The sequence below is a fragment of the Nocardia sp. N2S4-5 genome (assembly GCF_044628355.1).
GTDB classification, from domain to species: domain Bacteria; phylum Actinomycetota; class Actinomycetes; order Mycobacteriales; family Mycobacteriaceae; genus Nocardia; species Nocardia wallacei_B.
The window spans coordinates 5,059,833-5,085,337 of record NZ_JBIUPM010000001.1; the positions used below are offsets into that span (position 1 = coordinate 5,059,833).

General features: G+C 68.3%; 23 protein-coding genes. 6 read left to right on the plus strand and 17 right to left on the minus strand.

Annotated elements, in window-relative coordinates; translation table 11 throughout:
- Positions 1-14: 14 nt before the first annotated feature.
- The 5 genes from ACFMRZ_RS23155 to rpsF form a co-directional block, all read right to left on the minus strand.
- Positions 15-2,525 carry a replicative DNA helicase gene (locus ACFMRZ_RS23155; RefSeq protein WP_400180722.1) on the minus strand — a complete coding sequence of 837 codons (2,511 nt, stop codon included), beginning with the start codon at positions 2,523-2,525 and terminating at the stop codon, positions 15-17.
- A 662-nt stretch (positions 2,526-3,187) separates the two neighbouring features.
- The gene (gene rplI / locus ACFMRZ_RS23160; protein WP_280272233.1) at positions 3,188-3,643 is read right to left on the minus strand and encodes a 50S ribosomal protein L9; all 456 of its coding nucleotides are present in this window, start codon (positions 3,641-3,643) and stop codon (positions 3,188-3,190) included.
- A 17-nt stretch (positions 3,644-3,660) separates the two neighbouring features.
- Positions 3,661-3,912 carry a 30S ribosomal protein S18 gene (gene rpsR, locus ACFMRZ_RS23165; protein WP_187685871.1) on the minus strand — a complete coding sequence of 84 codons (252 nt, stop codon included), beginning with the start codon at positions 3,910-3,912 and terminating at the stop codon, positions 3,661-3,663.
- Between the two features lie 52 nt (positions 3,913-3,964).
- Positions 3,965-4,513 (minus strand): single-stranded DNA-binding protein, encoded by a 549-nt coding sequence (locus ACFMRZ_RS23170; protein WP_280272232.1) that lies wholly within the window; start codon positions 4,511-4,513, stop codon positions 3,965-3,967.
- Positions 4,514-4,619: 106 nt separating this feature from the next.
- Positions 4,620-4,910, minus strand: a complete 291-nt coding sequence (gene rpsF / locus ACFMRZ_RS23175; RefSeq protein ID WP_280272231.1) for a 30S ribosomal protein S6 — start codon at positions 4,908-4,910, stop codon at positions 4,620-4,622.
- 248 nt (positions 4,911-5,158) lie between these two features.
- Here rpsF and ACFMRZ_RS23180 point away from each other — a divergent pair, with 248 nt between their 5' ends.
- Entirely contained in the window at positions 5,159-6,472 is a 1,314-nt protein-coding gene (locus ACFMRZ_RS23180) for a hypothetical protein (protein WP_400182949.1), read from the plus strand.
- On the opposite strand, the gene ACFMRZ_RS23185 is transcribed toward ACFMRZ_RS23180, so the two are convergent.
- A complete protein-coding gene (locus ACFMRZ_RS23185; RefSeq protein WP_400180723.1) occupies positions 6,473-7,030 on the minus strand; it encodes a CGNR zinc finger domain-containing protein in 558 nt (185 codons plus the stop codon).
- Positions 7,031-7,096: 66 nt separating this feature from the next.
- Here ACFMRZ_RS23185 and ACFMRZ_RS23190 point away from each other — a divergent pair, with 66 nt between their 5' ends.
- On the plus strand, positions 7,097-8,023 hold the full coding sequence (locus ACFMRZ_RS23190) for a DMT family transporter (RefSeq protein ID WP_400180724.1): 927 nt from the start codon (positions 7,097-7,099) through the stop codon (positions 8,021-8,023).
- 33 nt (positions 8,024-8,056) lie between these two features.
- On the opposite strand, the gene ACFMRZ_RS23195 is transcribed toward ACFMRZ_RS23190, so the two are convergent.
- Complete coding sequence (locus ACFMRZ_RS23195; protein ID WP_400180725.1) at positions 8,057-8,425, minus strand: MerR family transcriptional regulator; 369 nt, start codon at positions 8,423-8,425, stop codon at positions 8,057-8,059.
- Positions 8,426-8,473: 48 nt separating this feature from the next.
- Between ACFMRZ_RS23195 and ACFMRZ_RS23200 the strand changes: the two genes are divergently transcribed.
- Positions 8,474-9,550, plus strand: a complete 1,077-nt coding sequence (locus ACFMRZ_RS23200; protein WP_400180726.1) for an alkene reductase — start codon at positions 8,474-8,476, stop codon at positions 9,548-9,550.
- Positions 9,551-9,559: 9 nt separating this feature from the next.
- On the opposite strand, the gene ACFMRZ_RS23205 is transcribed toward ACFMRZ_RS23200, so the two are convergent.
- From ACFMRZ_RS23205 to ACFMRZ_RS23220, 4 genes are all read right to left on the minus strand, one after another.
- Complete coding sequence (locus ACFMRZ_RS23205) at positions 9,560-10,315, minus strand: isocitrate lyase/phosphoenolpyruvate mutase family protein (RefSeq protein ID WP_400180727.1); 756 nt, start codon at positions 10,313-10,315, stop codon at positions 9,560-9,562.
- A 55-nt stretch (positions 10,316-10,370) separates the two neighbouring features.
- A complete protein-coding gene (locus tag ACFMRZ_RS23210) occupies positions 10,371-12,062 on the minus strand; it encodes a glycosyltransferase family 87 protein (RefSeq protein WP_400182950.1) in 1,692 nt (563 codons plus the stop codon).
- Positions 12,063-12,091: 29 nt separating this feature from the next.
- A complete protein-coding gene (locus ACFMRZ_RS23215) occupies positions 12,092-14,575 on the minus strand; it encodes a transglycosylase domain-containing protein (RefSeq protein WP_400180728.1) in 2,484 nt (827 codons plus the stop codon).
- Between the two features lie 467 nt (positions 14,576-15,042).
- Positions 15,043-15,453 (minus strand): DUF5318 domain-containing protein, encoded by a 411-nt coding sequence (locus ACFMRZ_RS23220; RefSeq protein ID WP_400180729.1) that lies wholly within the window; start codon positions 15,451-15,453, stop codon positions 15,043-15,045.
- 226 nt (positions 15,454-15,679) lie between these two features.
- On the opposite strand from ACFMRZ_RS23220, the gene ACFMRZ_RS23225 reads away from it, so the two are divergent.
- On the plus strand, positions 15,680-16,237 hold the full coding sequence (locus ACFMRZ_RS23225) for a PadR family transcriptional regulator (RefSeq protein ID WP_280275416.1): 558 nt from the start codon (positions 15,680-15,682) through the stop codon (positions 16,235-16,237).
- Positions 16,230-17,348, plus strand: a complete 1,119-nt coding sequence (locus tag ACFMRZ_RS23230; RefSeq protein WP_280275415.1) for an inositol-3-phosphate synthase — start codon at positions 16,230-16,232, stop codon at positions 17,346-17,348. Before ACFMRZ_RS23225 ends, ACFMRZ_RS23230 begins: the two co-directional genes overlap by 8 nt.
- Positions 17,349-17,432: 84 nt before the next feature.
- Here the strand turns inward: ACFMRZ_RS23230 and ACFMRZ_RS23235 are convergent, their stop codons facing one another.
- The 6 genes from ACFMRZ_RS23235 to ACFMRZ_RS23260 form a co-directional block, all read right to left on the minus strand.
- Positions 17,433-17,858, minus strand: coding sequence for a GyrI-like domain-containing protein (locus ACFMRZ_RS23235; protein WP_187685859.1), 426 nt, complete (start codon positions 17,856-17,858; stop codon positions 17,433-17,435).
- Positions 17,859-17,870: 12 nt separating this feature from the next.
- Entirely contained in the window at positions 17,871-18,341 is a 471-nt protein-coding gene (locus ACFMRZ_RS23240; protein ID WP_400180730.1) for a GyrI-like domain-containing protein, read from the minus strand.
- A 324-nt stretch (positions 18,342-18,665) separates the two neighbouring features.
- Positions 18,666-20,942: a transglycosylase domain-containing protein gene (locus ACFMRZ_RS23245; protein ID WP_400180731.1), complete on the minus strand. Its 2,277-nt coding sequence runs from the start codon at positions 20,940-20,942 to the stop codon at positions 18,666-18,668.
- 264 nt (positions 20,943-21,206) lie between these two features.
- Positions 21,207-22,094, minus strand: coding sequence for a carbohydrate ABC transporter permease (locus tag ACFMRZ_RS23250; RefSeq protein ID WP_280275412.1), 888 nt, complete (start codon positions 22,092-22,094; stop codon positions 21,207-21,209).
- Positions 22,094-23,023 carry a carbohydrate ABC transporter permease gene (locus ACFMRZ_RS23255; protein ID WP_400182951.1) on the minus strand — a complete coding sequence of 310 codons (930 nt, stop codon included), beginning with the start codon at positions 23,021-23,023 and terminating at the stop codon, positions 22,094-22,096. Before ACFMRZ_RS23255 ends, ACFMRZ_RS23250 begins: the two co-directional genes overlap by 1 nt.
- Before the next feature lie 133 nt (positions 23,024-23,156).
- Positions 23,157-24,458 carry an ABC transporter substrate-binding protein gene (locus ACFMRZ_RS23260; protein WP_400180732.1) on the minus strand — a complete coding sequence of 434 codons (1,302 nt, stop codon included), beginning with the start codon at positions 24,456-24,458 and terminating at the stop codon, positions 23,157-23,159.
- Between the two features lie 201 nt (positions 24,459-24,659).
- On the opposite strand from ACFMRZ_RS23260, the gene ACFMRZ_RS23265 reads away from it, so the two are divergent.
- Positions 24,660-25,487, plus strand: a complete 828-nt coding sequence (locus ACFMRZ_RS23265; protein ID WP_280275419.1) for a DUF2786 domain-containing protein — start codon at positions 24,660-24,662, stop codon at positions 25,485-25,487.
- Positions 25,488-25,505 lie beyond the last annotated feature (18 nt).

Sequence of the window (25,505 nt, forward strand, 5' to 3'; positions counted from 1 at the left end):
AACGACAGAACCACTCACCCGCGCGCCATATCCACAAAACGGCTGAGGTGCAGCTGATGCGCCACGGTGATGGTCGCGGTAGGCCCATTTCGATGCTTACCGAGAATCAAGTCCGCCTCACCACCCCGAGGATCGTCCCGCTCGAACGCATCGGGCCGATGCAAAAGAATAACCATGTCGGCATCCTGCTCGAGGCTGTTGTGGACGGAGACGCCGTCTGCCACGAAATTGTGCGTCCCGCGGACTGTTCCGTCGTATACGTCCTGCTCGCCGAGGCTGCTGATCTCCACGATCCGATCCCAGAAGACGTCGTTCGTCGCGTACATCTCGATCTCGGCGTCTTCCAGGACGGCGGCGACCCGGGCCAGTCTGGATCGGCTGGGGGATTTCTTCCACATGGCAGAGCCGCAGAAACGGGACCCCATGGCCGCCGAGAAATCGCGGTGCGTGATGTGCTGCGTGGCGAGCAGGTCTCGGACCTTGTTCCAGATTTCCTTGGGAACCGTGTCGACGTTCGTATTGCGGATCATCGACTCGAGTTCCCGCAGTACTTGTTCGCCGAGTATGCCGCGGGCGCCGTGTACACCGATGTCCTGTAAGAAGTTCGCCTGATTCTCCGCGCCGTCGATGCTCAGATGCCAGCAGTCCCGGTAGCCCGGCTTCGTGACTCGCCTGATTCGACCTTGCACACCGAGCCGAAGCAGCAACTGCGCGACGTCATCGATGAGACGTCGGCTGGTGGAGGCATAGTAGATCCGGCCTTGACGACCCTTCTCATCCCATCGGACCGAACCGTCCGTCGCCCACAGGTGTCGGAGGAACAGCGCTACCTGGTCGTTCGGTAGAGCGAATACTCGTGCGGGCACATATTTTTCGAAATGCGTTGTCGCCGCGACGACGGCGGACAGGTCGGCCCCGCCGACACTCGCGTAACGGATCGGTTGGCGTTTCACGCACGACCCGTCGCCGATCATGTGGGCCAGCAGAATTACCTCGGCCTCGGGCATCCGCTCGGTGTGTGCCGGTTCGGGCACCCGGCGGGGTGTTGCCAAGCGATCGTCGACTCGCAGCTTGTCCAGCGAAATCCAGCCGTCGACGGTCAGGAAGGGATGGTTGCCCGTCGCCTCCACGACTCGGCCGGAAGCCAGGCGCAGGCGGAAGACTTCTTTCCGGCCGCTGGGAAAGACCTTCACCATCGGGCGGGCGACCATTCGCATGCGCTCGTCCAGCGACCACACCAAAGGCTGTTCGCCACTGGCGATCAACTCGCCGAGCGTGACCTCGCTACCGGTATCGGCCCGCAGAATCCGCGTCGACGCGGGCAGACAACCCGACTCGCGCAGGTCGGAGACCATGGGGCGCTTGTCGGTTCGTTGTTCGGGGCCGCGGTTCAGCTGGGAGATCGCTACGACGGGGACCTCTAGTTCCTTGGCGAGGAGTTTGAGGCTTCGGGAGAATTCGGAGACTTCCTGCTGGCGGGATTCGACCTTTTTGCCGGAGGTCATCAGCTGGAGGTAGTCGACCACGACCAGGCGTAGATCGTGGCGCTGTTTGAGCCGCCGCGCCTTCGCACGAATCTCCATCATCGTCATATTCGGCGAATCGTCGACGAACAGCGGCGCCTCGCTGATCTCACTCATCCGGCGCGCCAACCGAGTCCAGTCGTCGTCACTCATCCGCCCGGACCGCATATCCCCGAGCTTGATCCGAGCCTCCGCCGACAACAACCGCATGACGATCTCGGTCCGACTCATCTCCAGCGAAAAGATCACACTCGCCAACCCGTGCTTCACCGAAGCACTCCGCATGAAATCCATTCCCAGCGTGGATTTCCCGACGCCCGGCCGGGCGGCGACGATGATCATCTGGCCGGGGTGTAGGCCGTTGGTTACCTCGTCGAGTTCGGTGAAGCCGGTGGGGACGCCGAGGGACATGCCGCCGCGGCTGGCGATGGAGTCGATCTCGTCCATCGTGGGCTGGAGGAGTTCCTCCAGCGGCATGTAGTCCTCGCTGGAGCGGCGTTCGGTGACTTCGTAGATTTCGGCTTGGGCGCGGTCGACCACCTCGGCGACGTCTTGGCCGTCGGAGCCGGCGTAGCCGTACTGGACGATGCGGGTGCCGGCCTCGACCAAACGGCGCAGGATCGCCTTCTCCGCGACGATCTCGGCGTAGTAGGAGGCGTTGGCGGCGGTGGGGACGGTCTGCGTCAGGGTGACCAGATAGGGGGGGCCGCCGATGCGCTTGAGTTCGCCGCGGCGGTCGAGCGAGGCGGCCACGGTGACGGGGTCGGCGGGTTCGCCGCGGCCGTACAGGTCGAGGATGGCGTCGTAGACGGCTTGGTGGGCGGGGCGGTAGAAGTCGCCGGGGCGCACCACCTCCACGACGTCGGCGATGGCGTCCTTGGACAGCAGCATGCCGCCGAGCACCGACTGCTCGGCCGCCATGTCGTGCGGCGGCTGGCGGCCGAAATCCTCCCCTTGCGAGTCGGAGTACTCCGAGTGCCCGCGATCATCGACGACTGCCACCCGACTCGACCGTCCTCTCTCATCACGCTCGCGGCACCGAGAGTATCGAGCCCCCTTTGTACGCCCGGGCACCGACACGTTCGGATTGCCGCGCGGCGACGCTGCCGGGGGTTGCCGCAGTTCGCGGGCGGCGATCAGCAAACCGATGGAGCGTTCTGCGAGGCTCGCGAAATCGCGGTGTACGGGGCGTGGGATCACGACACCGGGAAGAACCTAAGGGACCGAACTGTGGACTACCAAACCGCCCTGTGCATCCACCTGTGGACAAACTGGGGACTGTTCACCCGCTGTTGTGCAGCCCATGTGTATTACCTGGGGAAAGTGCGCGCGGATATCCGATACCACACAGGTAGGAACCGTTTATAGCGCCTGTGCACTTGTGGATTAACAGTGCATCGGCGTGTCGGCCAAGATGAACGGCCGGGCGTGTTGGGTTAACAGAGCTCTATCGGGATATGGCGTGGATCACATTGCGAATGGTCGGTTTGCCGAGTTTTCCCCAAACCATCCCGAACTGGGGTTAAAGCGATACGGAATATCTGCCGACCGTACCCAGGCCTGCGCGCCCCAAGAATAGCTAACGAATAGCAAACGCAGACACCCGCGCAGCGGAACACCACCTCCGCACCGATCGGCGCGGAGGTGGTTTCCCACAAACGGTATTACTCGGAGGCGTCGACCAGCAGATCGAACTTGGCCGCCACATCCGGGTGCAGATGCACCACGACACCGTGCTTGCCGGTGCTCTTGATGTGCGCCTTCGGCAGCTCGATGCTGCGCTTGTCCACGACCGGGCCGCCGGCGGCCTTGATGGCCCCCGCGACGTCGGACGGGGTGACCGAGCCGAACAGCTTGCCGGTGCCGGCGGTCTTCACCGCGAGGGACACCGACTCCAGGTTCTCGATGGCCTGCTTCAGCTCGTTGGCGTGGTCGAGGTCGCGCACGCGGCGGGCGTCCTGCGCCCGGCGGATGCCCTCGACCTGCTTCTGCGCACCGCGAGTGGCCGGGATGGCCAGGCCGCGCGGCAGCAGGAAGTTGCGGCCGTAACCGTCCTTGACCTCCACGGTGTCGCCGGGCGCACCGAGGTTGTCCACATCGGCAGTCAGAATCAGCTTCATCGTCGTGTGCCTCCCTCTCAGCGAGCCGTGGACACGTACGGCAGCAGCGCCACCTCGCGGCTGTTCTTGACCGCGACGGCGACATCACGCTGGTGCTGCACGCAGTTGCCGGTGACGCGGCGGGCACGGATCTTGCCGCGATCGCTCACGAACTTCCGCAGCATTGCCGTGTCCTTGTAATCGATCTGGACGGTGCCGCTCTTCGCTTCCTTGCAGAAGGCACACGCCTTCTTCTTCAGCACCTTTTCGCGCGCCGGTGCTTTGGCCATTGTTTTCTACTCCGTCATGCCTGGGAGCCCGTGGGCCCCGATGAAAGCCGTTCTAGAACGGCGGTTCGTCGTCCATTGCGCCGCCCCCGAAGGAGCCGGCTGCGGGAGCGCTGCCCCACGGGTCCTCGCCGCCGGCGGAGCCTTGCTGCTGCCCGCCGCGACCGCCACCGTTGGCGCCGCTGTTGTAGCCCCCACCACCGCCGGAGCCGCCACCGAAGCCACCGCCACCACCACCGCGCGAGGTCTTGTTGACCTTCGCGGTCGCGTAGCGCAGGGAGGGACCGATCTCGTCGACCTCGAGCTCGACGACCGTGCGCTTCTCGCCCTCGCGGGTTTCGAAGGAGCGCTGCTTGAGCCGTCCGCTCACGATCACGCGCGAGCCTCGGGTCAGGCTCTCGGCGACATTCTCCGCAGCCTCACGCCAGATGTTGCAGCGCAGGAAAAGCGCCTCGCCGTCTTTCCATTCGTTGGTATTACGGTCGAACACGCGGGGTGTCGATGCCACGGTGAAATTGGCTACCGCGGCCCCCGCGGGCGTGAATCGAAGTTCCGGGTCGGCCGTCAAGTTTCCGATGACGGTGATGACCGTGTCGCCAGCCATGGTTCCTCCTGCTCTTCGGTGCAGTCCGCCGTGCACTCGTGTGTTGCGCTAGAGCCTAGAGACAGGCACCGACGACTACGAGTGCGGTTCGCTCTCCGAGAGGGGCTTACTTCTTGTTGTTGCGCAGCACCTTGGTGCGCAGCACCGATTCGTTCAGCCCCAGCTGGCGATCGAGCTCGCTCACCGTGTCGGGCTCGGCGGTGAGATCGACGACCGCGTAGATGCCTTCGTTCTGCTTGGCGATCTCGTACGCGAGCCGGCGGCGGCCCCAGATGTCGACCTTGTCGACCTTGCCACCCTGCTGCGAGATCACACTGAGCATCTTGTCCAGGTTCGGACCGACGGTGCGCTCATCCAGATTGGGATCGAGAATGACCATCACTTCGTATTGACGCACGGGAACCCATCACCTCCTGTGGACTAAGGACGGCCCACGGACGTTCCGTGGGCAGGAGGGTCGTCGCGTCAGCAACCCGCCAAGGCTACATGAGCTGGTGTTCGCCGACGAAATCGATCTCCGTCCGAAAAGGAATGCGGACGCGCACGGGGTGCGCCACATATCGTGGTCCCATGTCGAACCGAGCGGATACCGCGCGCCCGGGAGGCCGGGCCGCCGCCGTCGCAGCGACGCTGCTGTGCGGCGTGATGCTGGTGTTCGCCTATTTCAACAAGGCGCGCTGCGCGGTCGGCCCGTTCGACGCCGACGGCCGCAGCGAGATGTTCGACAAGATCAAGGATGCCGAGGTCTGCTACTCCGACATCCAGTTCCTGTGGCTCGGCCGCAGCATCAACGAGCACGTCTTTCCGTACATCAGCGGCGGCATCACCTCGGACGGCACGCTGACCGGCGGGGCGGTGGAATACCCGGTACTCAGTGGATTGCTGATGTGGCTCGGCGCGGCGGGCGCCACCGACGATGCGGTGTTCCTGCTGCATTCGGCGCTGCTGCTGGCTCCGTTCGCGCTGGCGACGGCGTGGATGCTGGGCCGGCTGTCCGGTCCGGCCGCGCTGCTGTGGTCGGTGGGCCCGCCGCTGCTGCTCTACGCGTTCCACAACTGGGAGCTGCCGGTCGTGTGGACGTCGGTGGCGGCCGTCTATGTGGTCACCGCGCTGACTCGATACCCGTTGCGGGCCCGCGCGATCGCGGCCGCCGTGCTGCTGGGCATCGGTTTCTGCCTGAAGCTGTATCCCGGCATCTTCGTGCTGCCGCTGCTGATCTACGTGCTGACCCGCGGCGCCGGGCAGGGCGGCGACGAGCAGGACGCGGACCGGCCCGGCGGTTACGACGTGCGCGGCGCGCTCGCGGTGGCCGCCGCCGCGGCGGGCACGGTGGTCGCGATCAATCTGCCCTTCGCCCTGGCCGGTTACGAGGGCTGGCGCGCCTCGATCACCTTCCAGCAGTTGCGGCAGGCCGATATCACCACCAACTCGATCTGGTACTGGGGACTGCGACCCCTGTTCGGCGAGGCGCCGGGCAGCGAGGAGTCGTTCCAGGAGGTGGTATCGGCGGCGTCGCCGGTGCTCGTGCTGGTGTCGTTCCTGCTGGCGGTGTGGCTGGGCTGGAAGCGGTACAGCGCGGGCGCGGCCTTCCCGTGGGTCGGGGTCAGCGCCGCGATGCTGTGTGGATTCCTGCTGTTCCACAAGGTGCATTCCCCGCAGTACACGCTGTGGCTGATTCCGTTCCTGGTGCTGCTGCGGGTTCCGTGGGCGGCGGTGGGCGGGTATCTGCTCGCCGACGCGGCGATCGGGATCGGGGTCTTCCGCTACTTCTATGCCCTGGGGTCGGGCGACCCGGCCGATATCGAGAAGCATGTCGTGCAGTTCGGCGTGTGGGGACGGGCCCTGCTGCTCGTGGTGTTCTTCTTCGTCTTCCTGTGGGCCGAGCCACGCGGTCGCCGTCGCGAGCCCGTGCCGGTGCCCAATTACCCTCGGGGCGAACTGGTTTCGGTATTCCGCTGACTACGATCCGCCGTGCCGGGCGCGGAAGGCGGCACTCTTCGCGCGGTTGCCGCAGCGGGCCATATCGCACCAGCGCCGGGTGCCGCCGCGCGAGGTATTGATGTAGAGCCGGGTGCAGTTGTCGCGGCCGCACTGCTTGATTCGCCCGCGGTCGGGGCCGCCGAGCAGTTCGACGGCCGAGCGGGCCAGCGCCGCGAGGGCCGAATCCACGGTGCCGGTGCGGCGCACGGTGTGGTCCGGTAGCAGCGCGATCAGCGGCGGCTCGCCGCGTGCGGTGTCGTTGACGAGCGCGCGGTCGGACTCGTCGGACGGCTCGCCCCGCAGCGCGGCCAGTGCCAGGCGGTAGACGGCCTCGCGCACCGCCACGGCCCGCCGCAGGGCGGCCTCGTCGCAGTCGGGCACCGCGTCGAGCAGGTCGGCGGTTATCAGCCAGCGGGCCAGATCCGCCGGGGTGACCAGCCGATCCAGGTGATCGGTGGTCCGGGCGGCGACCGTGCCGGCGAAGTCCAAGGCCGGGTTGCCGCTGACGAAGGTGAACACCCCACCGATAGTAACCACCTTGACAGGTTACGTCCGCGACTGCGACGGTAGTAACCGGTCTGGATGGTTACCTCGGGAGGTCCGGTGCAGAATCGTCTGATGGACACGGCCGCGCCCGCGGCCTTCGTCGTGATGTGGAGCAGCGCGTTCATCGCCGGAATCATCGGCGTGGGCGCGGCGCCGCCGTTCCTGGTGCTGTTCGTCCGATTCGGCGCGGCCGCGGTGGCGCTGGCGTTGTACGCGCGGTTCGTGGGCGCGCGGTGGCCGCGCGGTAGGCAGTTGGGGCACGCGATCGTCGCCGGGCTGCTGATGCAGTTGATCCAGTTCGGCGCGTTCTACACCGCGATGGCCGACCACGTCTCGGCAGCGGTGATCTCGCTGGTGCAGGGGCTGAACCCGGTGGTGATCGCGTTGTTCGCCGGGCGCGTGCTGGGGGAGACGGTCACCGCGCGGCAGTGGCTCGGGTTCGGGATCGGTGGCGTGGGAGTGGCTTTGGCCGTCGCGGACCAGTCCGCGTTCTCGCTCGCGGGGCTGCTGCTGTGTGTCGGTGGGCTGCTCGGGCTGAGCCTGGGCACCGTGTATCAGAAGCGCTTCACGCCGACCATCGACTCACGCAGCTCCACGGCCGTGCACGTGCTGGCGAGCGTGCCCGTCGCGGGACTGATCGCCGTGCTGCACAACGACTTTCACATCAGTGACCCGGGCCGCTTCGCCGGTGCGATGGTCTGGATGGTGCTGATCAATTCGATGGGCGCGTTCCTGCTGCTCAATGCCATGCTGCGCCGCTGGGACACCACCCGGGTGGGCAAGCTGTTCTTCGCTACGCCCGCCGTCACCGCCGTCATGGCCTGGCTGCTGATCGGACAACCGTTGCGGCCCTTGACGATCGCGGGTCTCGCGGTCGGGGTGCTGGGCATGGTGCTGGCGTCCCGGCGCGCCGGTCGGAAGGACTCGCACGCCGCGCCCGCAAGCGAAAACCGGTATGCGGCAGAGTCTGTCGCGAGCCGATGACGCCGCCGATCCCGTGCGACTCGGCACCCGGACTTAGTCGGCCGGGGAGCCCTCGGCCGCGCGGATGACACCGTCGAGGACCTCCCGGGCGCGATGCATGTCCTTGATGCAGGCGTCGATGCGGGCGCGCTCGGAGGTCAGCGTCTCGGTCAGCCACGGGGTGGCGAGCGCGCTGGGCGTCCCGTCGCCGTCGTGGATGCAGGGCAGCATTTCGGCGATGGTGGCGCTGTGCAGGCCCGCGGCGAACAGTTCCTGGATGCGGACCACCCGGTCCACCGCCGATTCCGGGTAGTCGCGCTGGCCGCCGGGGGTGCGGGTGGCGGCCAGCAGGCCGCGGCTCTCGTAGTAGCGCAGCGACCGGACGCTCACTCCGGTCCGGTGCGCCAGTTCACCGATTCGCATGAATCAATCCTTGCACCTGACATCAATGTCAGGTTTTACGGTACGCGCATGAAGCTGCTGACCGAATACCGTGCCCTGCCGAACCGGGTGGTGATGGCCCCCATGACCAGGCTGCGTTCGCATCCCGACGGCTCGCCCACGTCGGACGTCGTGGATTACTACACGCAGCGCGCGACGGCGGGACTGATCGTCACCGAGGGGATATGGCCGCATTCCAGCGGGCAGAGCGAGGCCTGGGTGCCGGGCCTGCAAACGCCGGAACACGTGGTGGCCTGGCGACGGGTGACCGAATCGGTGCACGCGGCCGGCGGCCGAATCTTCGCCCAGCTCATGCACGGTGGGCGCAAGGGACATCCGCTGGCCCGCATCGACGGGACGCTGCCGGCCGGTCCGTCGGCGGTGTCGGACGGGGACGTGCTGCATCTCATCGACGGCGGAAAGGCCGAATCGCTCGTGCCGCGCGCCATGACGCGGGCCGAGATCGCCACGGCCGTCGAGCATTACGCGGCGGCCGCGCGCAACGCCGTCGCCGCCGGGTTCGACGGTGTCGAAATCCACGCCGCCAACAGCTATCTGGTGCACCAGTTCCTCGCCGACAACACCAACCTGCGCGACGACGACTACGGCGGCTCCCCGATCAATCGGCTGCGTTTCGCCCTGGAGGTCACCGATGCCGTTGTGGCGGAGGCGGGTTCGCAACGCACGGCGATCCGGCTCTCGCCCGGAAATCCGCAATTCGGTATGAGCGAACGGGATCCGGCGCCGCTGTACCGCCTGCTGGTCACCGAACTCGACCGCCGCGAGCTGGCCTACCTGCATCTCACCGACAGCGACGACTACCCCGCGCTCGCCGATCTGCGCCCGCGCTGGCACGGCACGCTGATCGCCAATGTGGGGGAGAACCGCGCGCCCACCTCCGCCGCGGCCGCCGAACAGACGCTGCGTTCGGGCCACGCCGACCTGGTCTCGTTCGGCCGCGCCTTCATCGCCAATCCCGATCTGGTGCACCGGATCACCCACGCGCTGCCGCTGGCCCCGATCCGCGAGCACGTCCTCTACGGCCGCACCGCCGAGGGCTACACCGATTACCCGTCCTGGGACGGCACGGTCACCTCTGCCGCGTAGGAGAGGGGCTCACCGCCAGCGCCCCAGCAGCCGGTTCACCTCGGTGTTGAGGGTGCGCTGGAGGAACGGGCCGAAACTGATCCGGGCTACGCCGAGTTCGGCGAAGGTCTTCGGGTCGTCCTGGTCCGGGAGGCCGATGGCGTTGACCGGCAAGGGCAGTTCGGCGCAGAGGCGGCGCTGGTCGTCGGGCTCGTGGCGGCCGACCGGGTACAGCACGTCGGCGCCGGCCTCGGCGGCCAGGCGCAGCCGGGCGATGGCGCGGTCGAGGCGGTCCCCGGCGTCGCCGATCTGGCGCAGCAACAGGTCGGTGCGGGCATTGATCACCACGTGCACGCCGGTCGCGTCGGCGGCCTGGCGCAGCGCGGCGACCAGGTCCGCGTGCTCCTGTGGTGCGCGCAGCCGCCCGCCCTCGGCGTGCACGGTGTCCTCGAGGTTGAAGCCGACCGCACCCGCGCCGAGCAGCCCCTCGATCAGCCGCGCCGGTTCCTGGCCGTAACCGGATTCCAGGTCGACGGAGACGGGAATGTCTACGGCCGAGGTGATTTCGCCGACCCGGCGCAGGACGTCGCCGGAGAAGTCCATGCCCTCCTGATCGGCCTTGCCGACCGAATCCGCCAGCGGGTGGCTGCCGATGGTCAGCGCCGCGAACCCGGCCTCCTGCACCAGCCCCGCCGACCAGGCATCCCAGACCGTCGGCAGTACCGCGGGGTCGCCGGGCCGGTGCAGGGCGAGGAATGTGGTGGCCTTGTCGCTCAGAGTCGTCATGACCATGATCCTTCCAGCAGCCCCGCGCGAGGCCAGGTCCACCTGCCCCGAGAAATCACGAACCACCCCGCGCGGCCGGGACCGCGGCGGGACGGGGACGCAGCATCGACGGCAACCAGGGGAGCAGCGGGTCGATCGCGCGATCCAGCACGCCGCCCACCGGATCGTCGACGCCGTCGCCGCGCACCGGGTCCTCCGCCGGGCGATAGATCTGCCGAACGATCAACGCGCACAGGCCGATCGCGGCCAGGTCGCGCAGCACGACGGTGCCGGTGAACCACTGCTCGGGCACGCCCTTCTTGTCCGTGCCCAGGTAGTAGTACATGCGCGGGAACCACACGAGGGCGTCGATCGTCATCCACGCCAACAGGATTCGGCGATGCGGCAGCGCCAGCACCGCCAGCGGCACCAGCCACAGCGAGTACTGCGGACTCCACACCTTGTTGGTCAGCAGGAACGCCGCCACCACCAGGAACATCAACTGCGCCACCCGCGGTCGGCGCGGCGCGGTCAGCCCGATGTAGGCGACGGCGGCGCAGGCGGCCGCGAACAGCAACAGCGACACCAGGTTCAGCACGGTCGGCGTCTGCGTCGCTTTCAGCGGTCCGTCGAAGCCCGCCCAACCGGTGAACGAGGTGATGACGTTGTAGATCGAATCCGGGTCGGCGTGGCGTTCGGTGTTGAGCCGGAAGAACTCTCGCCACCCGTCCGGGAACGGCAGCAGGATGGGCACATTCACCAGCAGCCAGGAGGTGGCCGCCGCGCCGATGGCCAGCCCGGCGGACCGCAGCGGGCTCAGTTGCGCGTCGGCGAGATACTCCCGCAGGCCGTGCCACGGTCCCGCGCGGTGCCGCAGTCGTTCACGCAGGCCGATCAGCCGATGCCGCCCGTCGCAGCGCAGGCACAGCACCAGGATCGGGCCGAGCAGCAGCAGCGGATACAGCTTCGCCGCGCCGCCGAGGCCGAGCAGCACGCCCGCCAGCACCGGCCGCCGCCGCGCCCAGGCCAGCAGACCCGTCGCCGCGAAAGCCGTTGCGAGCGCGTCGAAATTGGTGAACGCGTGCACCAGCACCAGCGGCGACGCCGCCACCAGCGCCGCGTCCCACACCCGGCGCCCGGACAGCCGCGCCGAGGCCCACACGGTGACCAGCCACGCCATCGCCAGACCGACCACGGCGACGTTGAAATACACCACGACGGGCAGCGCCCCGGGCAACCGCAACTGCTCCCACGCGGTGGCGACCTCCATCGCCGCGTACTGGTAGAGACCCGACAGCACCGGATACTCCATGTACCGGGCCTGCGGCTTGCCGTCGGAACCGAATTCGGTCCACTGCTTCTTGTACGGGAACGCGCCCTCGTCGAGGTGCTCGGCGCCGTAGAGCGGCACGGTGTCCGAATAGCACATGGCCACGTACTGGCGGCCGTTGTTCCAGTCCAGGGTGAGGCCGCCCTCGCCGTCGGACGTCTGCTGGATGCAGCCCGCCTTGCCCGCCCAGCTCAGTGCGAGGAACACCACCGCGATCGCCAGCAGCACCCGCAGTGGCGTCCAGAACCGGGTGCGGCCGATCAGCGCGTGGTCACCGACCGGTCCGCCGATGACGGTGGACAACTGCGAGGTCAGCGAATCGGTCCGGCTCGGCTTGTCCCGCCGGTCGGCCGATCTCGGATCCGGTGCCACCGGCGCCGGAGACGCGTAGCCACGGACGTTGTCGGGGCTCGCGTCTCCGGTGGCCGGAGGATGCACCAGCTGCTGCTCGATCACGCCGTCCGAGGCTACCGTTGCCGCGGCGACGTACCGTTTCCTGTCCCCTGCTGATTACCTTCGGGGGCGCCCGGTTCCCCGGACGGCGCGACCGGCTGACCCGGCAGCGGACCCGCACCGGGATCCTGTTGCTGCCCTTGGCCTTGCTGCTGCTGTTGTTGCTGCGAGCGCTGGTTGGGCGCCAGGCCCGGCACCGGAATGGTGATGCCCGGCAGGATCTCCATCTGCGAGGGGGTCACGACTACCGGCGGGACGTACTCCTGCGTCGTCGAGGGCGGGGTGTAGGCCGCCGTCCACGACGGCACGCCCGCCTGTCCGGCGATCGGCGCCGGCTTCGGGAAGTTCAGGTTGGGCGTGCCCTTCAGGGCGCCGTCCATGGTGTCCTTCCAGATGTCCGCCGGCAGGCCGGAGCCGTAGATCATGGAGCCGCTGGCGTTGCGCAACTTCTCGCCCTCCTCGGTGCCGACCCACACCGCCGTCGACAGTTGCGGCGTGTAGCCGACCATCCAGGCGTCGCGGTTCTCGCCGGTGTCGCCGAGCTGGGCGGTACCGGTCTTGGCGGCCGAGGCGCGCCCACCGGTCAGGTCGTGTTTGCGCGACCACCCGGCGATCGGCTGCATCGCGGAGGTCACGTTGTCGGCGATGGCCGCGGGGACGCGCTGCTCACCGGCGACCTCGCCGCGGTCGAGCAGGACCTGCCCGTCGGCGGTCACGACCTTCGAGACGAAGTGCGGCTTGTGATAGACGCCGGAGGCGGCCAGCGTGGCGTACGCCGAGGCCATGTCCAGCGGCCGGGCCTGGTACTGACCGAGCACGATGCCGTTGTTGGGCGGGCCGCCGTCGGGATCGACCAGCGACTTGCCCACGCCCGGGATGGTGTCCGGGATGCCCAGCTTGTGTGCCATGGCGGCGATCTTCTGCGGGCCGGAGTTCTGGCCCATGTCCAGCTCCATGCGGTAGAAGCTGGTGTTCAGCGACCGCTTGAGCGCCTCGGCGATGGTGCAGGTGCCGCACTGCTCGCCCTCGACGTTGGTGATCTTGATGCCGTTCACCGTCAGCGGCGAGCTGTCGTACATCGTCGAGAGTGGCTTGCCCAGTTCCAGATTCGCCGCCAGGCCGAACACCTTGAACGACGAACCGGGCATCAGGCCCGCGTTGGCGAAGTCGTAGCCCTGGCCGTTCTCGCCGCCGTAGTAGGCGCGCACGGCGCCCGTCTTGGGATCGACCGACACCACCGCGGTACGGAGGTTCTCGGGCTCGCCCTGCATGTTCTTCTGGGCGGCGCCGACGGCGGCCTGCTGTGCCTTCGCGTCGATCGTGGTGGTGATCTGCAGGCCCTCGGTGTTGAGCTGGGTGTCGCTGATTCCGGCCTCGGACAGCTCGGCCAGCACCTGCCGCTTGATCAGGCCCTCGGGACCGGAACCGGCCGATTCCTCACCGGCCTTGGTCGACGGCTGCACCTGCGGATACGCCATGCCCTTGCGCTGGGCGGCCGGGAGGGAGCCCGCGCCGACCATGCCGTCGAGGACGTAGTTCCAGCGCGCCTCGGCGCCCTTCGGGTTGTTCTCCGGGTCCAGGCCGTAGGGCTGCTGGATGGTGGCGGCCAGCATCGCGCCCTCTTCGACGGTCAGCTCCTGCACCGGCTTGTCGAAGTAGGCGTGCGCCGCCGCGTCGATGCCGAAGGTGCCGCGGCCGAAGGGGATCGTGTTCAGGTAGGCGGCGAGGATGTCGTCCTTGCTCCACTGGCGCGCCATCTTGGCCGAGATCACCAGCTCACGCATCTTGCGGCTGAGTGAGCGCTGATTACCGACCATCGAGTTCTTGACGTACTGCTGGGTGATCGTCGAACCACCGCCGGCGCTCTCCTTGCCCAGCACGTTGTCGCGCGCGGCGCGGGCGAAACCGGAGATGGAGAAACCGGGGTTGGTGTAGAAGTCCCGGTCCTCGGCGGCGATCACCGCGTTGCGCACGTGCGGCGGGATCTGGTCGATGGTGACGTCGGTGCGGTTGCCGTCGTCCGGCACGATCTTCGCCAGTTCCGAGGTGCCGTCGGAGGCGAGGATCGAGGCGACCTGATTGGTTTTGAGATCGCCCGGCTGGGGTACCGACACCGTGGTGTACGCGATCAGGAAGACCGCGCTCGGCACCACGATGGCGAGCGCCACCAGCACGTAGAGCACGCGCCGCACGATCCGCCACGGCGATTTCTTCTTCGCCTGCGGGCGGCGGCCACCGGGACCGGAGCCGCCGCTGCCCCCGTTCTTGCGGGGTGGGGGACCGGACGGTGGTGCGGGGCGGTCGGCCGCGCGGTGGCCGCCGGTGGTCGGGCCGGAGGCCGGGCGGCCGCCTTCGCGGTCCGGGCGGGGTCGGGTGGCCGTGCCGGAACGCTGATTGCGCTGGGCGACAGCCTCACTCAGCGAGCCCGCCGAGATCTTCTTGGTGGTCTGGTCGGGCCGGCTGATCTTCTGCGTGGCGCGGGCCGGGTCCACCGGCACCGGGCCGGAGCGCGGCCCCGGCGGTGGCGCCGGGCGGCGCGGTGGCTGGCCGCCCGGTCCGCGTGGCGGCTGCGGGCCGCGGGGCTCGCCCTGCGGGGGCGGTCCGGGGCGGCGGGGCGGCGGACCACCCGTGCCGCGGGGCGCCGGGCCGGGACCCTGCCCCGGACGGACCGGCGGTAGCGGACGCCCGGGCGGCGGGCCGGACGGCCGAGGCGGCGGGTAGCCGCCGGGCCGCGGTTGCGTGCCGCGTGGGGGTCGCTCACCGTGGGGGCCATCGTCGTGGGGCGAAGTCACAGCCTGGATCTCCATAACTCGAAACGGTCCGGGTAGCTCGTTGCGATCGTTGCGCTGCTCGATTGGGGATCGAAGCGGGAGCCTACGCGGTTACGCACGCTGCCTGCTACGCCTCCCGGCGATCGATCGCGGGCGGGCACACCTGTGCTCCGCATTTCAGTCGGCGGTGCCCATCACTCGGCGGCGGTCCGACGGGTGCCGGTACGCCGGCGACGAGGCGTCGGCGAATGCCCGAGTACGTAGGACTGCACCAGATGATTCCAGCTGCAGGTGCGGCACACCTCGACGACGTGCACCGTGAACTCCTCGCGGGACTCGGCCAACCGGACCAACTCCTCGGGCGTGCGGGCCGAACCCGCCACCGGGCCCAGTCCCTCGCCGTAGACCCACGATACGAGAGTCAACTGCTCTTTCCTGCAGATGGGACATGTGACCTCGCTCCCCCGCCCGTGGAACTTCGCCGCCCGCAGCAGATACGGGTTCGCATCGCACACCTCGGCGACGCCCACCCGGCCCGCATAGACGTCGGCCAGCAGCGACCGGCGCCGGAGCGCATAGTCCACTACCTGCCGCTGAATTCGCACGCATCCCAGAGTAGCGGGGACACCGGACAAGCGCTGCCGCGCTGTTCGATCGAGCGCCCCGCGTACGGGTGGGCTCCAACACCGTCCGACCGCTCGGTTTGCCCTCCCGGCGGAGCGCGCGGGGGAGTCGTTGCACACAAACCTATCGCGCAATGTATCGCTCCGATATAGTTTGGAATCGCATCTACCGGTTAGGTCTGCAGACAACAGTCAGGAGGTGAGGCCCGTGCTCGAGTTGGCGATTCTCGGGCTGCTCCTGGAGTCGCCCATGCACGGCTACGAGCTGCGCAAGCGGCTGACGGGCCTGCTGGGACCGTTCCGAGCCTTCTCCTACGGATCGCTCTACCCGACCCTGCGCCGCATGCAGGCCGACGGGTTGATCGCGGAGGAGAGTCCCGCCGGCGCGGTCACCCGACGGGCGCGCCGGGTCTACCAACTGACCGCACCGGGTCGCGAGCGGTTCAGCGAACTGCTCGCCGACACCGGTCCGCAGAACTACACCGACGACGGCTTCGGCGTTCATCTCGCCTTCTTCAGCCGCACTCCCGCCGAGGCGCGGATGCGGATCCTCGAGGGCAGACGACGGCAGGTCGAAGAGCGCCGAGAAGGTCTGCGGGAGGCGATCAAACGGGCCAGCGGAACCCTGGATCGCTATACCCGCCAGCTCCACCAGCTCGGGCTCGAATCAAGCGAGCGCGAAGTGCGCTGGCTCAACGAGTTGATTGCAGCGGAGCAGTCAATGAAGGCGGCACCACAGAAAGAGGGAAATATCGGCCATGAGTGATGTCAACACGGCTGAGCACGGCGCGAGCGCCGCATCCGACACCGAGATTCGCGTGGCCATCGTGGGCGTGGGCAACTGTGCCTCCTCGCTGGTCCAGGGCGTGCAGTACTACAAGGACGCGGACGCGGAAGCGACCGTCCCCGGCCTCATGCACGTGAAGTTCGGTCGCTACCACGTGCGCGACGTGAAGTTCGTCGCCGCGTTCGATGTCGACGCCAAGAAGGTCGGATTCGACCTGTCGGACGCGATCTTCGCCAGCGAGAACAACACCATCAAGATTTCCGACGTGCCGCCGAGCGGTGTCGGCGTGCAGCGCGGCCCGACGCTGGACGGCATCGGCAAGTACTACGCGGAGACCATCGAGCTGTCCGACGCCGAGGCGGTCGATGTCGTCCAGGTGCTGAAGGACGCGAAGGTCGACGTGCTGGTGTCCTACCTCCCGGTGGGTTCCGAGGAGGCCGACAAGTTCTACGCGCAGTGCGCCATCGACGCCGGCGCCGCGTTCGTGAACGCGCTGCCGGTCTTCATCGCCTCCGACCCGGTATGGGCGAAGAAGTTCGCCGACGCCGGCGTCCCGATCGTCGGTGACGACATCAAGAGCCAGGTCGGCGCCACCATCACCCACCGCGTGATGGCCAAGCTGTTCGAGGATCGTGGCGTACAGCTGGACCGCACCATGCAGCTGAACGTCGGCGGCAACATGGACTTCAAGAACATGCTCGAGCGGGAGCGGCTGGAGTCCAAGAAGATCTCCAAGACCCAGGCCGTCACCAGCAACCTCAAGAAGGAGCTGGGCGCGGGCGACGTGCACATCGGCCCGTCCGACCACGTCGGCTGGCTCGACGACCGCAAGTGGGCCTACGTGCGGCTGGAGGGTCGCGCCTTCGGTGACGTGCCGCTGAACCTGGAGTACAAGCTCGAGGTGTGGGACTCGCCGAACTCGGCGGGCATCATCATCGACGCCATCCGCGCGGCCAAGATCGCCAAGGACCGCGGCCTCGGCGGCCCGATCCTCCCGGCCTCGGCCTACCTGATGAAGTCCCCGCCGAAGCAGATGGCCGACGACGTCGCCCGCACGGAGCTGGAAACGTTCATCGTGGGAGCGGAATAGCAGCCGCTTTTCCGCCGACAGCGGTATCGGCGACGAGGGAAAGCCCGGCTCGAATGATTCGGCCGGGCTTTGCTTTACGCCCTACTAGTCCAGCGAGACGTATACCTCGACCGACGTCGGCCCGGTGTAGCGCTCGACCTCCGCGGTGTGCGAGCGGGTGATGGTTCCGGCGCTCTCCGCCTTGGCGACCTGCGCCCACGCCGTGCGCAGCAGGTCGTAGGGCTTGTCGGAGACGACGAACTTGGCGTAGCGCCCGGCCGGTATGCGGGTCATGACATCGCCGACATCGAGCTGCTCCAGCGAATCCAGCGCGTAGCCGAGCACCGCGACGGCGTGGTCGTGCTGGCCGATGTAGGCCGCCACCCGGGGCACGCTTTTCTCCCGGCACAGGTACCGGTCCCAGGTGAAGTTGACCAGGTCCAGGTCGCGGGCGGTCACCTCGCGGCCCGCCAGCGGGACGGTGAGGCCGGCCACCAGGCTCTCGTCCAGCGTGACGATCTCGAAGTCCACGATGTGCCCCCTCTACTTGTCGCCGTCGCCGGTCGTGCCGTCGTCCTTCAGGGCGACGAACACCTCGACCGTCCGCACGTCCGGATAGTGCTCGAAATCGCCGGTGTAGGCGCGCACCAGCGCACCGGCCGCCTCCAGATCCCACACCGCGCGCCACACCGACACGATGGTGTCGCCGAGGTCGTCGCCGGTGCGGATGAACCGCGCGAACCGGCCGGCCGGCACCCGGGCCAGCACGTCACCGGGCTGCAGATCGGCCAGGCTGTCGCAGCGATAACCGACGATGTGGGTCAGATACGATCCGATCTCCGGTGCGTGGTCCACGTACGCGGTCGCCGGCGGGCCGGGTAGTGGGCGCGCCAGATTGCGCTTCCACGCCTCCTCCACCCGCAACCGCCGCGGTCCTTCGACCGCCAGCGCCGGGCTCCGTAGCACCGTCCCCGCCACCAGCGTCTCGTGGCGGTCAACGACATTGAAATCCACCGGTGTCGCCCCTATGTCTCGTGCTGTGTGCCGTCCCGCGCGGCTCGGACCGACGCCGGACTGGTTACTCACTGTGCGCACATCCTCCTGCATCCTGCCATCGCCGTCGGATATCGACCCATCCGGAATCGTTTCGGACCATCCATGATCATCCGGGCGGATCCTTGCCATGTCATCGATTCCGCGAGACCTGCCCGTTCGCGGCGGCGGTCACGCGGTCTGCGCACCGGGTTCGCACCCGGCTCCACCCTATCGGCGGCGACTGGCCGACGGTCGCACAACGAGGATTCGTTTTGTCACAACCGATGCGGCGTGTCCTCCGCATCAGCCCGGCACGGGGATGCTCAAACCGGGGAAGATCTCGACCTGTCTCGGTTCCGGCGGTGCGGGCGCCGGCTCGGGGGGTGCGGGCGGGAACACGATCACCGGGTCCGGCGGCCCCTCCGACGGCGGCGCGAGCACATCGAACGGTCCCTGCGCCTCCGTCGGTGGCGCCGGCGGGCCGCCGAACAGCGGGCCCGCCGAAGCGGCCGGACCGGGCGTGGGGAACTGCTCGACCGGGCTGCCGGCCAGCGCGCCGTCCATGGTCTGCTTCCAGATGTCCGCGGGCAGTCCGGAGCCGTAGATCGGGGCGTCGCGCGAGGTGCGGATCGGCTGGGACTGTTCGGTTCCCACCCACACCGCCGTGGACAGCGACGGCGTGAAGCCGATCATCCAGGCGTCCTTGTTGGCGCCGGTATCGCCGAGCTGTGTGGTGCCCGTCTTGGCCGCCGACGGCCGCCCCGCCAGATCGTGCCGGTTCGAATACGCCGCGATCGGCTGCATCGCCTGTGTGACGCCGTCGGCCACGTGTTTGGGCAGCCGCTGTTCGCCCTGCGGCATCCGGCCCTGCCCCGGCGCGCCGCGGTCCAGCAGCACCCGGCCGTCACCGGCGACGACGCGCTGCACGAAGTACGGCCGGTGATAGACCCCCGACGCCGCGACCGTCGCGTACGCCGAGGCCATATCGATGGGCCGCACCGAATAGACGCCCAGCACGATCGACGGCGTCGGGGTGCCGCCGCCCTCCTCGGTGAGCGTCTTGCCGGGCACCCCCGGAATCTGGTCCGGGATCCCGGCCAGGTGCGCGGCATCGGCGATGGCCTGCGGGCCCACCACATCGGCGAGCCGATAGAAACTGGTGTTCAGCGAGCGCTTGAAAGCCTCGGCGAGCGAACAGGTTCCGCACGACTCACCCTCGACATTGGTGACCTTGACACCGTTCACGGTCACGGGCCCGCTGTCGAGCTGATACGACAGCGAGACGCCCTGTTGCAACGCGGCCAGCACCGCGAACGTCTTGAACGACGAACCCGTCTGCAACGGGGCCTGAGCGAAATCGAAGCCGACGCCGTCGTCACCGCCGTAGTAGGCGCGCACCGCACCCGAACGCGGATCGATCGACACCACCGCGCCGCGCAACTCCGGCGGCTGCGGTCCGAGCCGGTTGCGCACAGCGTCCACCGCGGACTGCTGGGCGCGCGCGTCGATGGTCGTCACCACCTGCAGCGCCCCGGTATTGATCTCCTGCTCGCTCACCCCGGCCGCGCGCAACTCGCGCAGCACCTGGGTGCGGACCAGTCCGGCCGGGCCGCGCGCGGCATCGTCGGCCGCGACCGTGATCGGCGCGATGTCCGGGAACCGGAGCGCGGCCCGCTCCGCCGCCGGCAGCGTGCCCATCTCGACCATGCCGTCGAGCACGTAGTTCCAGCGCGACTTCAGCTGCGGCAGATGGGTTTCCGGGTCGAGGATCGACGGCGTGCGCACCACCGCGGCCAGCACCGCGCCCTCGGCCGGGGTGAGCTCCGGCACCGGCTTGTCGAAATACGCCTTGGCCGCCGCCGCGATGCCGTACGCGCCGCGGCCGTAGTAGATGGTGTTCAGGTAGGCGGCGAGGATGTCGTCCTTGCTCCACTGCCGCGCCATCTTCGCGGAGATGATCAGCTCTCGCATCTTGCGCGACAGGGTGCGTTCGGAGCTGAGGAAGGCGTTCTTGACGTACTGCTGGGTGATGGTCGACCCGCCGCCGGCGTCGTCGCGCGACAGCACGTTGTCGCGGGCCGCGCGCAGGAACGCCGAGGCCGAGTAGCCGGGATTGGTGTAGAAGTTGCGGTCCTCGGCCGAGAGCATCGCGTCGCGGACCGGCTGCGGTACGTCCGACAGCGGCACCGGCGTCCGATTGCCTTCCGGCGGAACCACTTTCGCGAGCACCGTGGTGCCGTCGGAGGCGGTGATGGTGGCGATCTGATTGGTCTGCACCGCCGCCGGATCCGGGATCTCGGCGCTCCAGTACGCCAGCGTCGCCAGCAGCGCCGGGAACACCAGGAAGATCACGAACAGCGCCAGCAGCAGCCGCCGCACCCGCTGCGCCCGCGTGCGCGGCGGCCGGTCCTGCGGCGTCTCGAGAGTGGGCGGCCGCCCCCGCCGCCGGAGCCGGTACTGCTGCTCGCGCTGCCGCCGCGCCGTGCCACTCGATGGATCGTTCCATCCGGCGACCGAGGCGTACGGGGCGTCGTTCCGATTGTCGTGGTGCCGTCGCTTACGGATCGAACTCACGATCATCTCCTGAGATGCCGGACCTATTGCACGAACACCTACCCGAACAAAGCTCGAACTACCGCAACAACGATCGAACTACCGCAAATACCCCAATCGAAACACAGACTACTGTGTTTTTGGCGCCGCCTTCGGCGGCGCGGGTTTTCGGCGCCCTTGGTCTCGGTTTTCGGGTGCCGCTGCTGGCTCCTTCGTCGCTTTGCAGCGGCACCCGAAAACCGAGACGCGCCGAAAACCGTTGTGGTTGCGGCGGGAGAGCGCGCGCGGGGGTCAGCTCTTGACGCCGCCTGCGGTCAATCCGGAGATGATGCGGCGCTGGAAGAGCAGGACCATGATGACGAGGGGGACCGTGACTATGGTGCCGGCGGCCATGATCGCGGCGTAGGGCTGGACCAGGGGGTCGTTGCCGGAGAAGCGGGCGATGGCGACGGTGACGGGTTCGGTGGAGTCCGAGGACAGCAGGCGGGCCAGCAGGTATTCGTTCACCGCGGCGATGAAGGCCAGGATGGCGGTGGTGAATACGGCGGGCGCGGCCAGCGGGAGCATGATCAGGCGGAAGGCCTGGAAGCGGGAGGCGCCGTCGATGCGCGCGGCTTCCTCGAGTTCCCAGGGCAGCTCGGCGAAGAACGACGCCAGGATGTAGACCGTCAGCGGGAGCACGAACGAGATGTTCGGGATGATCAGCGCCTGGTAGTGGCCGATCCAGCCGATGTCGGTGAACAGCTGGAACAGCGGCGTCACCAGCACCACCACGGGGAACATCGACGCGCTCAGCACCAGCCCGGCCACCAGGGTCTTGCCCCGGAACGTGAGGCGGGCCAGGGCATAGGCGGCCAGCATCCCGATCAGCAGCGCGATGGCCGCGGTGGCGAGGCCGATGATGATGCTGTTGGTGACCGCCCGCCCGAAATCGTTGCCGCGGCTGGTGTCGAACGCGTTGCGGAAGTTCTCCAGCGTGACGTGCGTCGGCCAGGGCGTGTTGTCGAAGGTGTAGGCCGGATCCCGGAAGGCCGTGACCACCATCCAGTAGAACGGTCCCAGCCCCCACACCAGCACGATCAGCGCGCCGACGTAGACCCGCGCCGAACGCAGGCGCTTCGTCCACGGCACGGGGGCGGCGGCGGTGGCGCCGGTGGGCGCGTCGGTAAGCGTGGTCATCAGTGCGCCTTCCGCTGTTCTTCCTGGGTCGCGACGGCATTGGCGCCCAGCACCTTCACCAGTACGAAGGCGACCGCGAAGATCAACAGGAAGGTGATGACCGACAGCGCCGCGGCACTGTTCTGGCCCTGGCGCACCTGGTCGACCACCAGGATCGAGATGGTCCGCGTCGCCGGGTTGCCCTGCGTCATGATCGCCGGCAGGTCGTAGAGCCGCAGCGCGTCCATCGTGCGGAACAGCACCGCGACCAGCAGCGCCGGTTTCAGCAGCGGCAACGTGATGTGGGTGAAGCGCTGCCGGGCCGAGGCGCCGTCGACCCGCGCCGCCTCGTACACATCGCCCGGAATGACCTGCAGCCCGGCCAGAATCAGCAGCGCCATGAACGGCGTGGTCTTCCAGACGTCGGCGATGATCACCGCGAACCGCGACCACCACGGGTCCGTCTGCCACAGGATGTGGGTGCCGAGCACCCGGTTCACCACCCCGTCGTACTGAAACATGAACTCCCACAGCCGAGCCGTGACGGCGGTCGGGATCGCCCACGGAATCAGCACGGCCGCCCGCAGCAGCGCCCGGCCGCGGAAGGTCTTGCCCATCACCACGGCCATGCCGAGCCCGATGGTCGCCTCCAGCGCCACGGTCACCACCGTGAACAGCAGCGTGATGCCGATGGCCGCCCAGAACTGCGAGCCCAGGTTGCCGGTGGGGCAGGCCTCGTAGCTCCCGCCGGGCAGGGTGCACTGCTGCAGCAGCCAGTGCGTGTAGTTGCCGAACCCGGCGAACCCGCCGTCCTCGAACATCCCGGTGGCGTCGTTGAGCCCCGAGTCCTTCTGGAAGGACATCACCACCGCCCGCACCACGGGGTAGCCGATGACGACGGCCAGCGCCACGAGTACGGGTGCGACGAACAACCACGGCCGCGCCGGAATACTTCGGGATCCGGACCGCCGACTCGGAGTCGGTTCCGCCGGTGCGGCGGGCGGCGCGAGGTCGGTCGCTCCCGAAGGATCTGACACGTTCTTCTCTCCTACGGGGCTGGCTCGGTGGGTGCTTCTCCGGCGGCTACGATCCGGCCGCCTGGATGCCCTTCTGCATGCCGGTGATCGCGTCGTCGACGGACTTGGCTCCGGTCAACGCAGCATAAGCGTTGTCCTGGATGGCTTTCGACACCGCAGGATAGTAGGGGGTGACCGGGCGCGGCACCGCGCTGGCGATCGAATCCTTCAGCGCCGGCAGGTAGGGGAACTTCGCGATCAGGGCCGGGTCGTCGTACATCGACTGGCGCACGGGCGGGAACGCGCCCTCGGCGACGATGCGCTGGGCGTCCTCGCTGATCATGAAGCGCAGGAAGTCCAGCGCGGTGGCCTTGTGCTTGGAGTAGGAGCTGATCGCCGCGTTGTACCCACCGAGGGTGGAGGCGCCGATGCCGTCCTTGCCCGGCAGCGGCGCGACGCCGACATTGCCCTTCACCACCGAGGAGTCGGCGTTGGCGACGCCGTAGAAGTTCGGCCAGGTGCGCAGGAACAGCAGCTTGCCCTGGGCGAAGGCGTTCTGGCTCTCGGGCTCCTTGAAGGAGATGGCCTCCTTCGGGATCTCCCCGTTCTTGTAGGCGTCGACGAGCACCTGCAGCCCGGCGCGGGCCTGCGGGCTGTTCACCGTCGGGGTCTTGCCGTCCGGGCCGACGAAGGTGCCGCCGAAGGCGTTGATGACCTCCGCCGAGTTCACGGTGAGGCCCTCGTAGGGGGCGAATTGCCCGGCGTAGCAACCGATCTGGTGGTCACGCGCGGCGCCGCAGTCGTTCAGCAGCTCCGACCAGGTCTTCGGCGGGTTCGGCACCAGGTCCTTGCGGTAGTACAGCAGCCCGCCGTTGGTGTTGCGCGGGGCCGCGTAGAGCGTGCCCTTGTAGGTGGCGCTGGCGACCGTCGGCGACAGCAGCATGGCGGTGTCGATGGCGAAGGAGTCCTGCAGCGGCTGGATCCAGCCCTTCGCGGCGAACTCGGCGGTCCACGGCACGTCCAGCGCCATCACGTCGTAGTCCGACTGCTTGGCCCGCATGTGCTGGGCCAGGTCGTCGTACTGCTGGGAGGCGTCGTTGGACTGTTCCTTGAATGTCACCTTCTCGTCGGGGTGCGTGGCATTCCAGCGCTCGATGAGCTGCTTCACCGCCCCCGACTCGGTGGTGTCCTTGCCCTCCACGTAGGTGATGGGCCCGCGGCCACTCAAATTCTGACTGGTGGCGTCGTTACCCCCACCGCTCGAGCACGCACTGGTGAAGGTCGCGGTGAGCAGCGCGGCCGAAACAGCGGCCAGCGCGGCGCGTGACACCAGGGACGAGCGTCGTGACGACACCTTGTTCAAAGCCATCGATACTCCAGGGTCGAGACGTGAGCGAGCTTGCGAGCGAACCATCGACACAGCGCGCTCCGGTGCACGAGTGACGCCGAACGCCAGCGAGGAGTGCTCGTGAGCGCCAGCACACTCAGCCGGTTGCACAAGGCAAGATACATTGTTCGGCGCGAGTCGTGTCGGCCGGTTCTTCTATCCTGGGCTTCGATGTCGACCCAGCTGACAAACGACAAACTGCTCACAAGGATCGGTGGGCTGCTCCGCCAGGCCGAGTCGACCGACAACGAGCACGAGGCCGAGGCGTTTCTCGCCGCCGCACAGCGCCTGGCGACCCGTTCGTCGATCGACCTGACGGTGGCGCGCGCCCATATCGCCGGTCGTGAGCATCGGAAAACGCCGACGCAGAAGGTGATTGCGATCGGCGCGGCCGGTAAGCGCGGACTGCGCACCTACGTGCAGTTGTTCGTGGCGATCGCGGCGGCCAACGATGTGCGCTGCGATGTGGCCCGCTCGTCCACGCAGGTGTACGCCTACGGTTTCGACACCGACATCGCCACCTGCGAGGCGCTGTACGCGAGCCTGCTGGTGCAGATGGTGCGGGCTTCCGACCAGTACATCAAGTCGGGCCGGTACAAGTCGGCGACGGTGGAGAAGATCGTCGTCGAGAACCGTTGGGGCCGTAAGGTGCAGCGCCGCGTGCAGGCCCCGGTCGCGGCGGTGACGGCCCGGCTGAACTTCCAGATGGCCTTCGCCGCCCGGGTCGGCAAGCGGCTGGCCGAGGTGCGCGCGGACGTGGAGGCCGAGGTGCGCGCGGAGCCGACCACCGCCCCGGGCACCGAACTCGCCCTGCGCGACAAGGAACTCGAGCTGCACGACTTCTATACCCGCACCTCGGAGGCGCGCGGCACCTGGCGCGGCCCGCAGGAGTCGGCGGGCTACTCCGCCGCCGCCCGACGTGCCGGGGACCGCGCGGGGCGCGCGGCGCGACTGGGTTCGTCGCCCGAATTGGGCGCGGCTCGCGGGCAACTCGGCTCGGGCGACGGGTGAGCGGGCGGGCGGGGATTG

Coding starts and splice junctions, on each gene's coding strand:
- rplI (WP_280272233.1), bottom strand. CDS start 3,643: ATGAAGCTGATTCTGACTGCCGATGTGGACAACCTCGGTGCGCCCGGC.
- rpsR (WP_187685871.1), bottom strand. CDS start 3,912: ATGGCCAAAGCACCGGCGCGCGAAAAGGTGCTGAAGAAGAAGGCGTGT.
- ACFMRZ_RS23170 (WP_280272232.1), bottom strand. CDS start 4,513: ATGGCTGGCGACACGGTCATCACCGTCATCGGAAACTTGACGGCCGAC.
- ACFMRZ_RS23180 (WP_400182949.1), top strand. CDS start 5,159: ATGCTGGTGTTCGCCTATTTCAACAAGGCGCGCTGCGCGGTCGGCCCG.
- ACFMRZ_RS23195 (WP_400180725.1), bottom strand. CDS start 8,425: ATGCGAATCGGTGAACTGGCGCACCGGACCGGAGTGAGCGTCCGGTCG.
- ACFMRZ_RS23200 (WP_400180726.1), top strand. CDS start 8,474: ATGAAGCTGCTGACCGAATACCGTGCCCTGCCGAACCGGGTGGTGATG.
- ACFMRZ_RS23205 (WP_400180727.1), bottom strand. CDS start 10,315: ATGACGACTCTGAGCGACAAGGCCACCACATTCCTCGCCCTGCACCGG.
- ACFMRZ_RS23230 (WP_280275415.1), top strand. CDS start 16,230: ATGAGTGATGTCAACACGGCTGAGCACGGCGCGAGCGCCGCATCCGAC.
- ACFMRZ_RS23245 (WP_400180731.1), bottom strand. CDS start 20,942: ATGATCGTGAGTTCGATCCGTAAGCGACGGCACCACGACAATCGGAAC.
- ACFMRZ_RS23250 (WP_280275412.1), bottom strand. CDS start 22,094: ATGACCACGCTTACCGACGCGCCCACCGGCGCCACCGCCGCCGCCCCC.
- ACFMRZ_RS23260 (WP_400180732.1), bottom strand. CDS start 24,458: ATGGCTTTGAACAAGGTGTCGTCACGACGCTCGTCCCTGGTGTCACGC.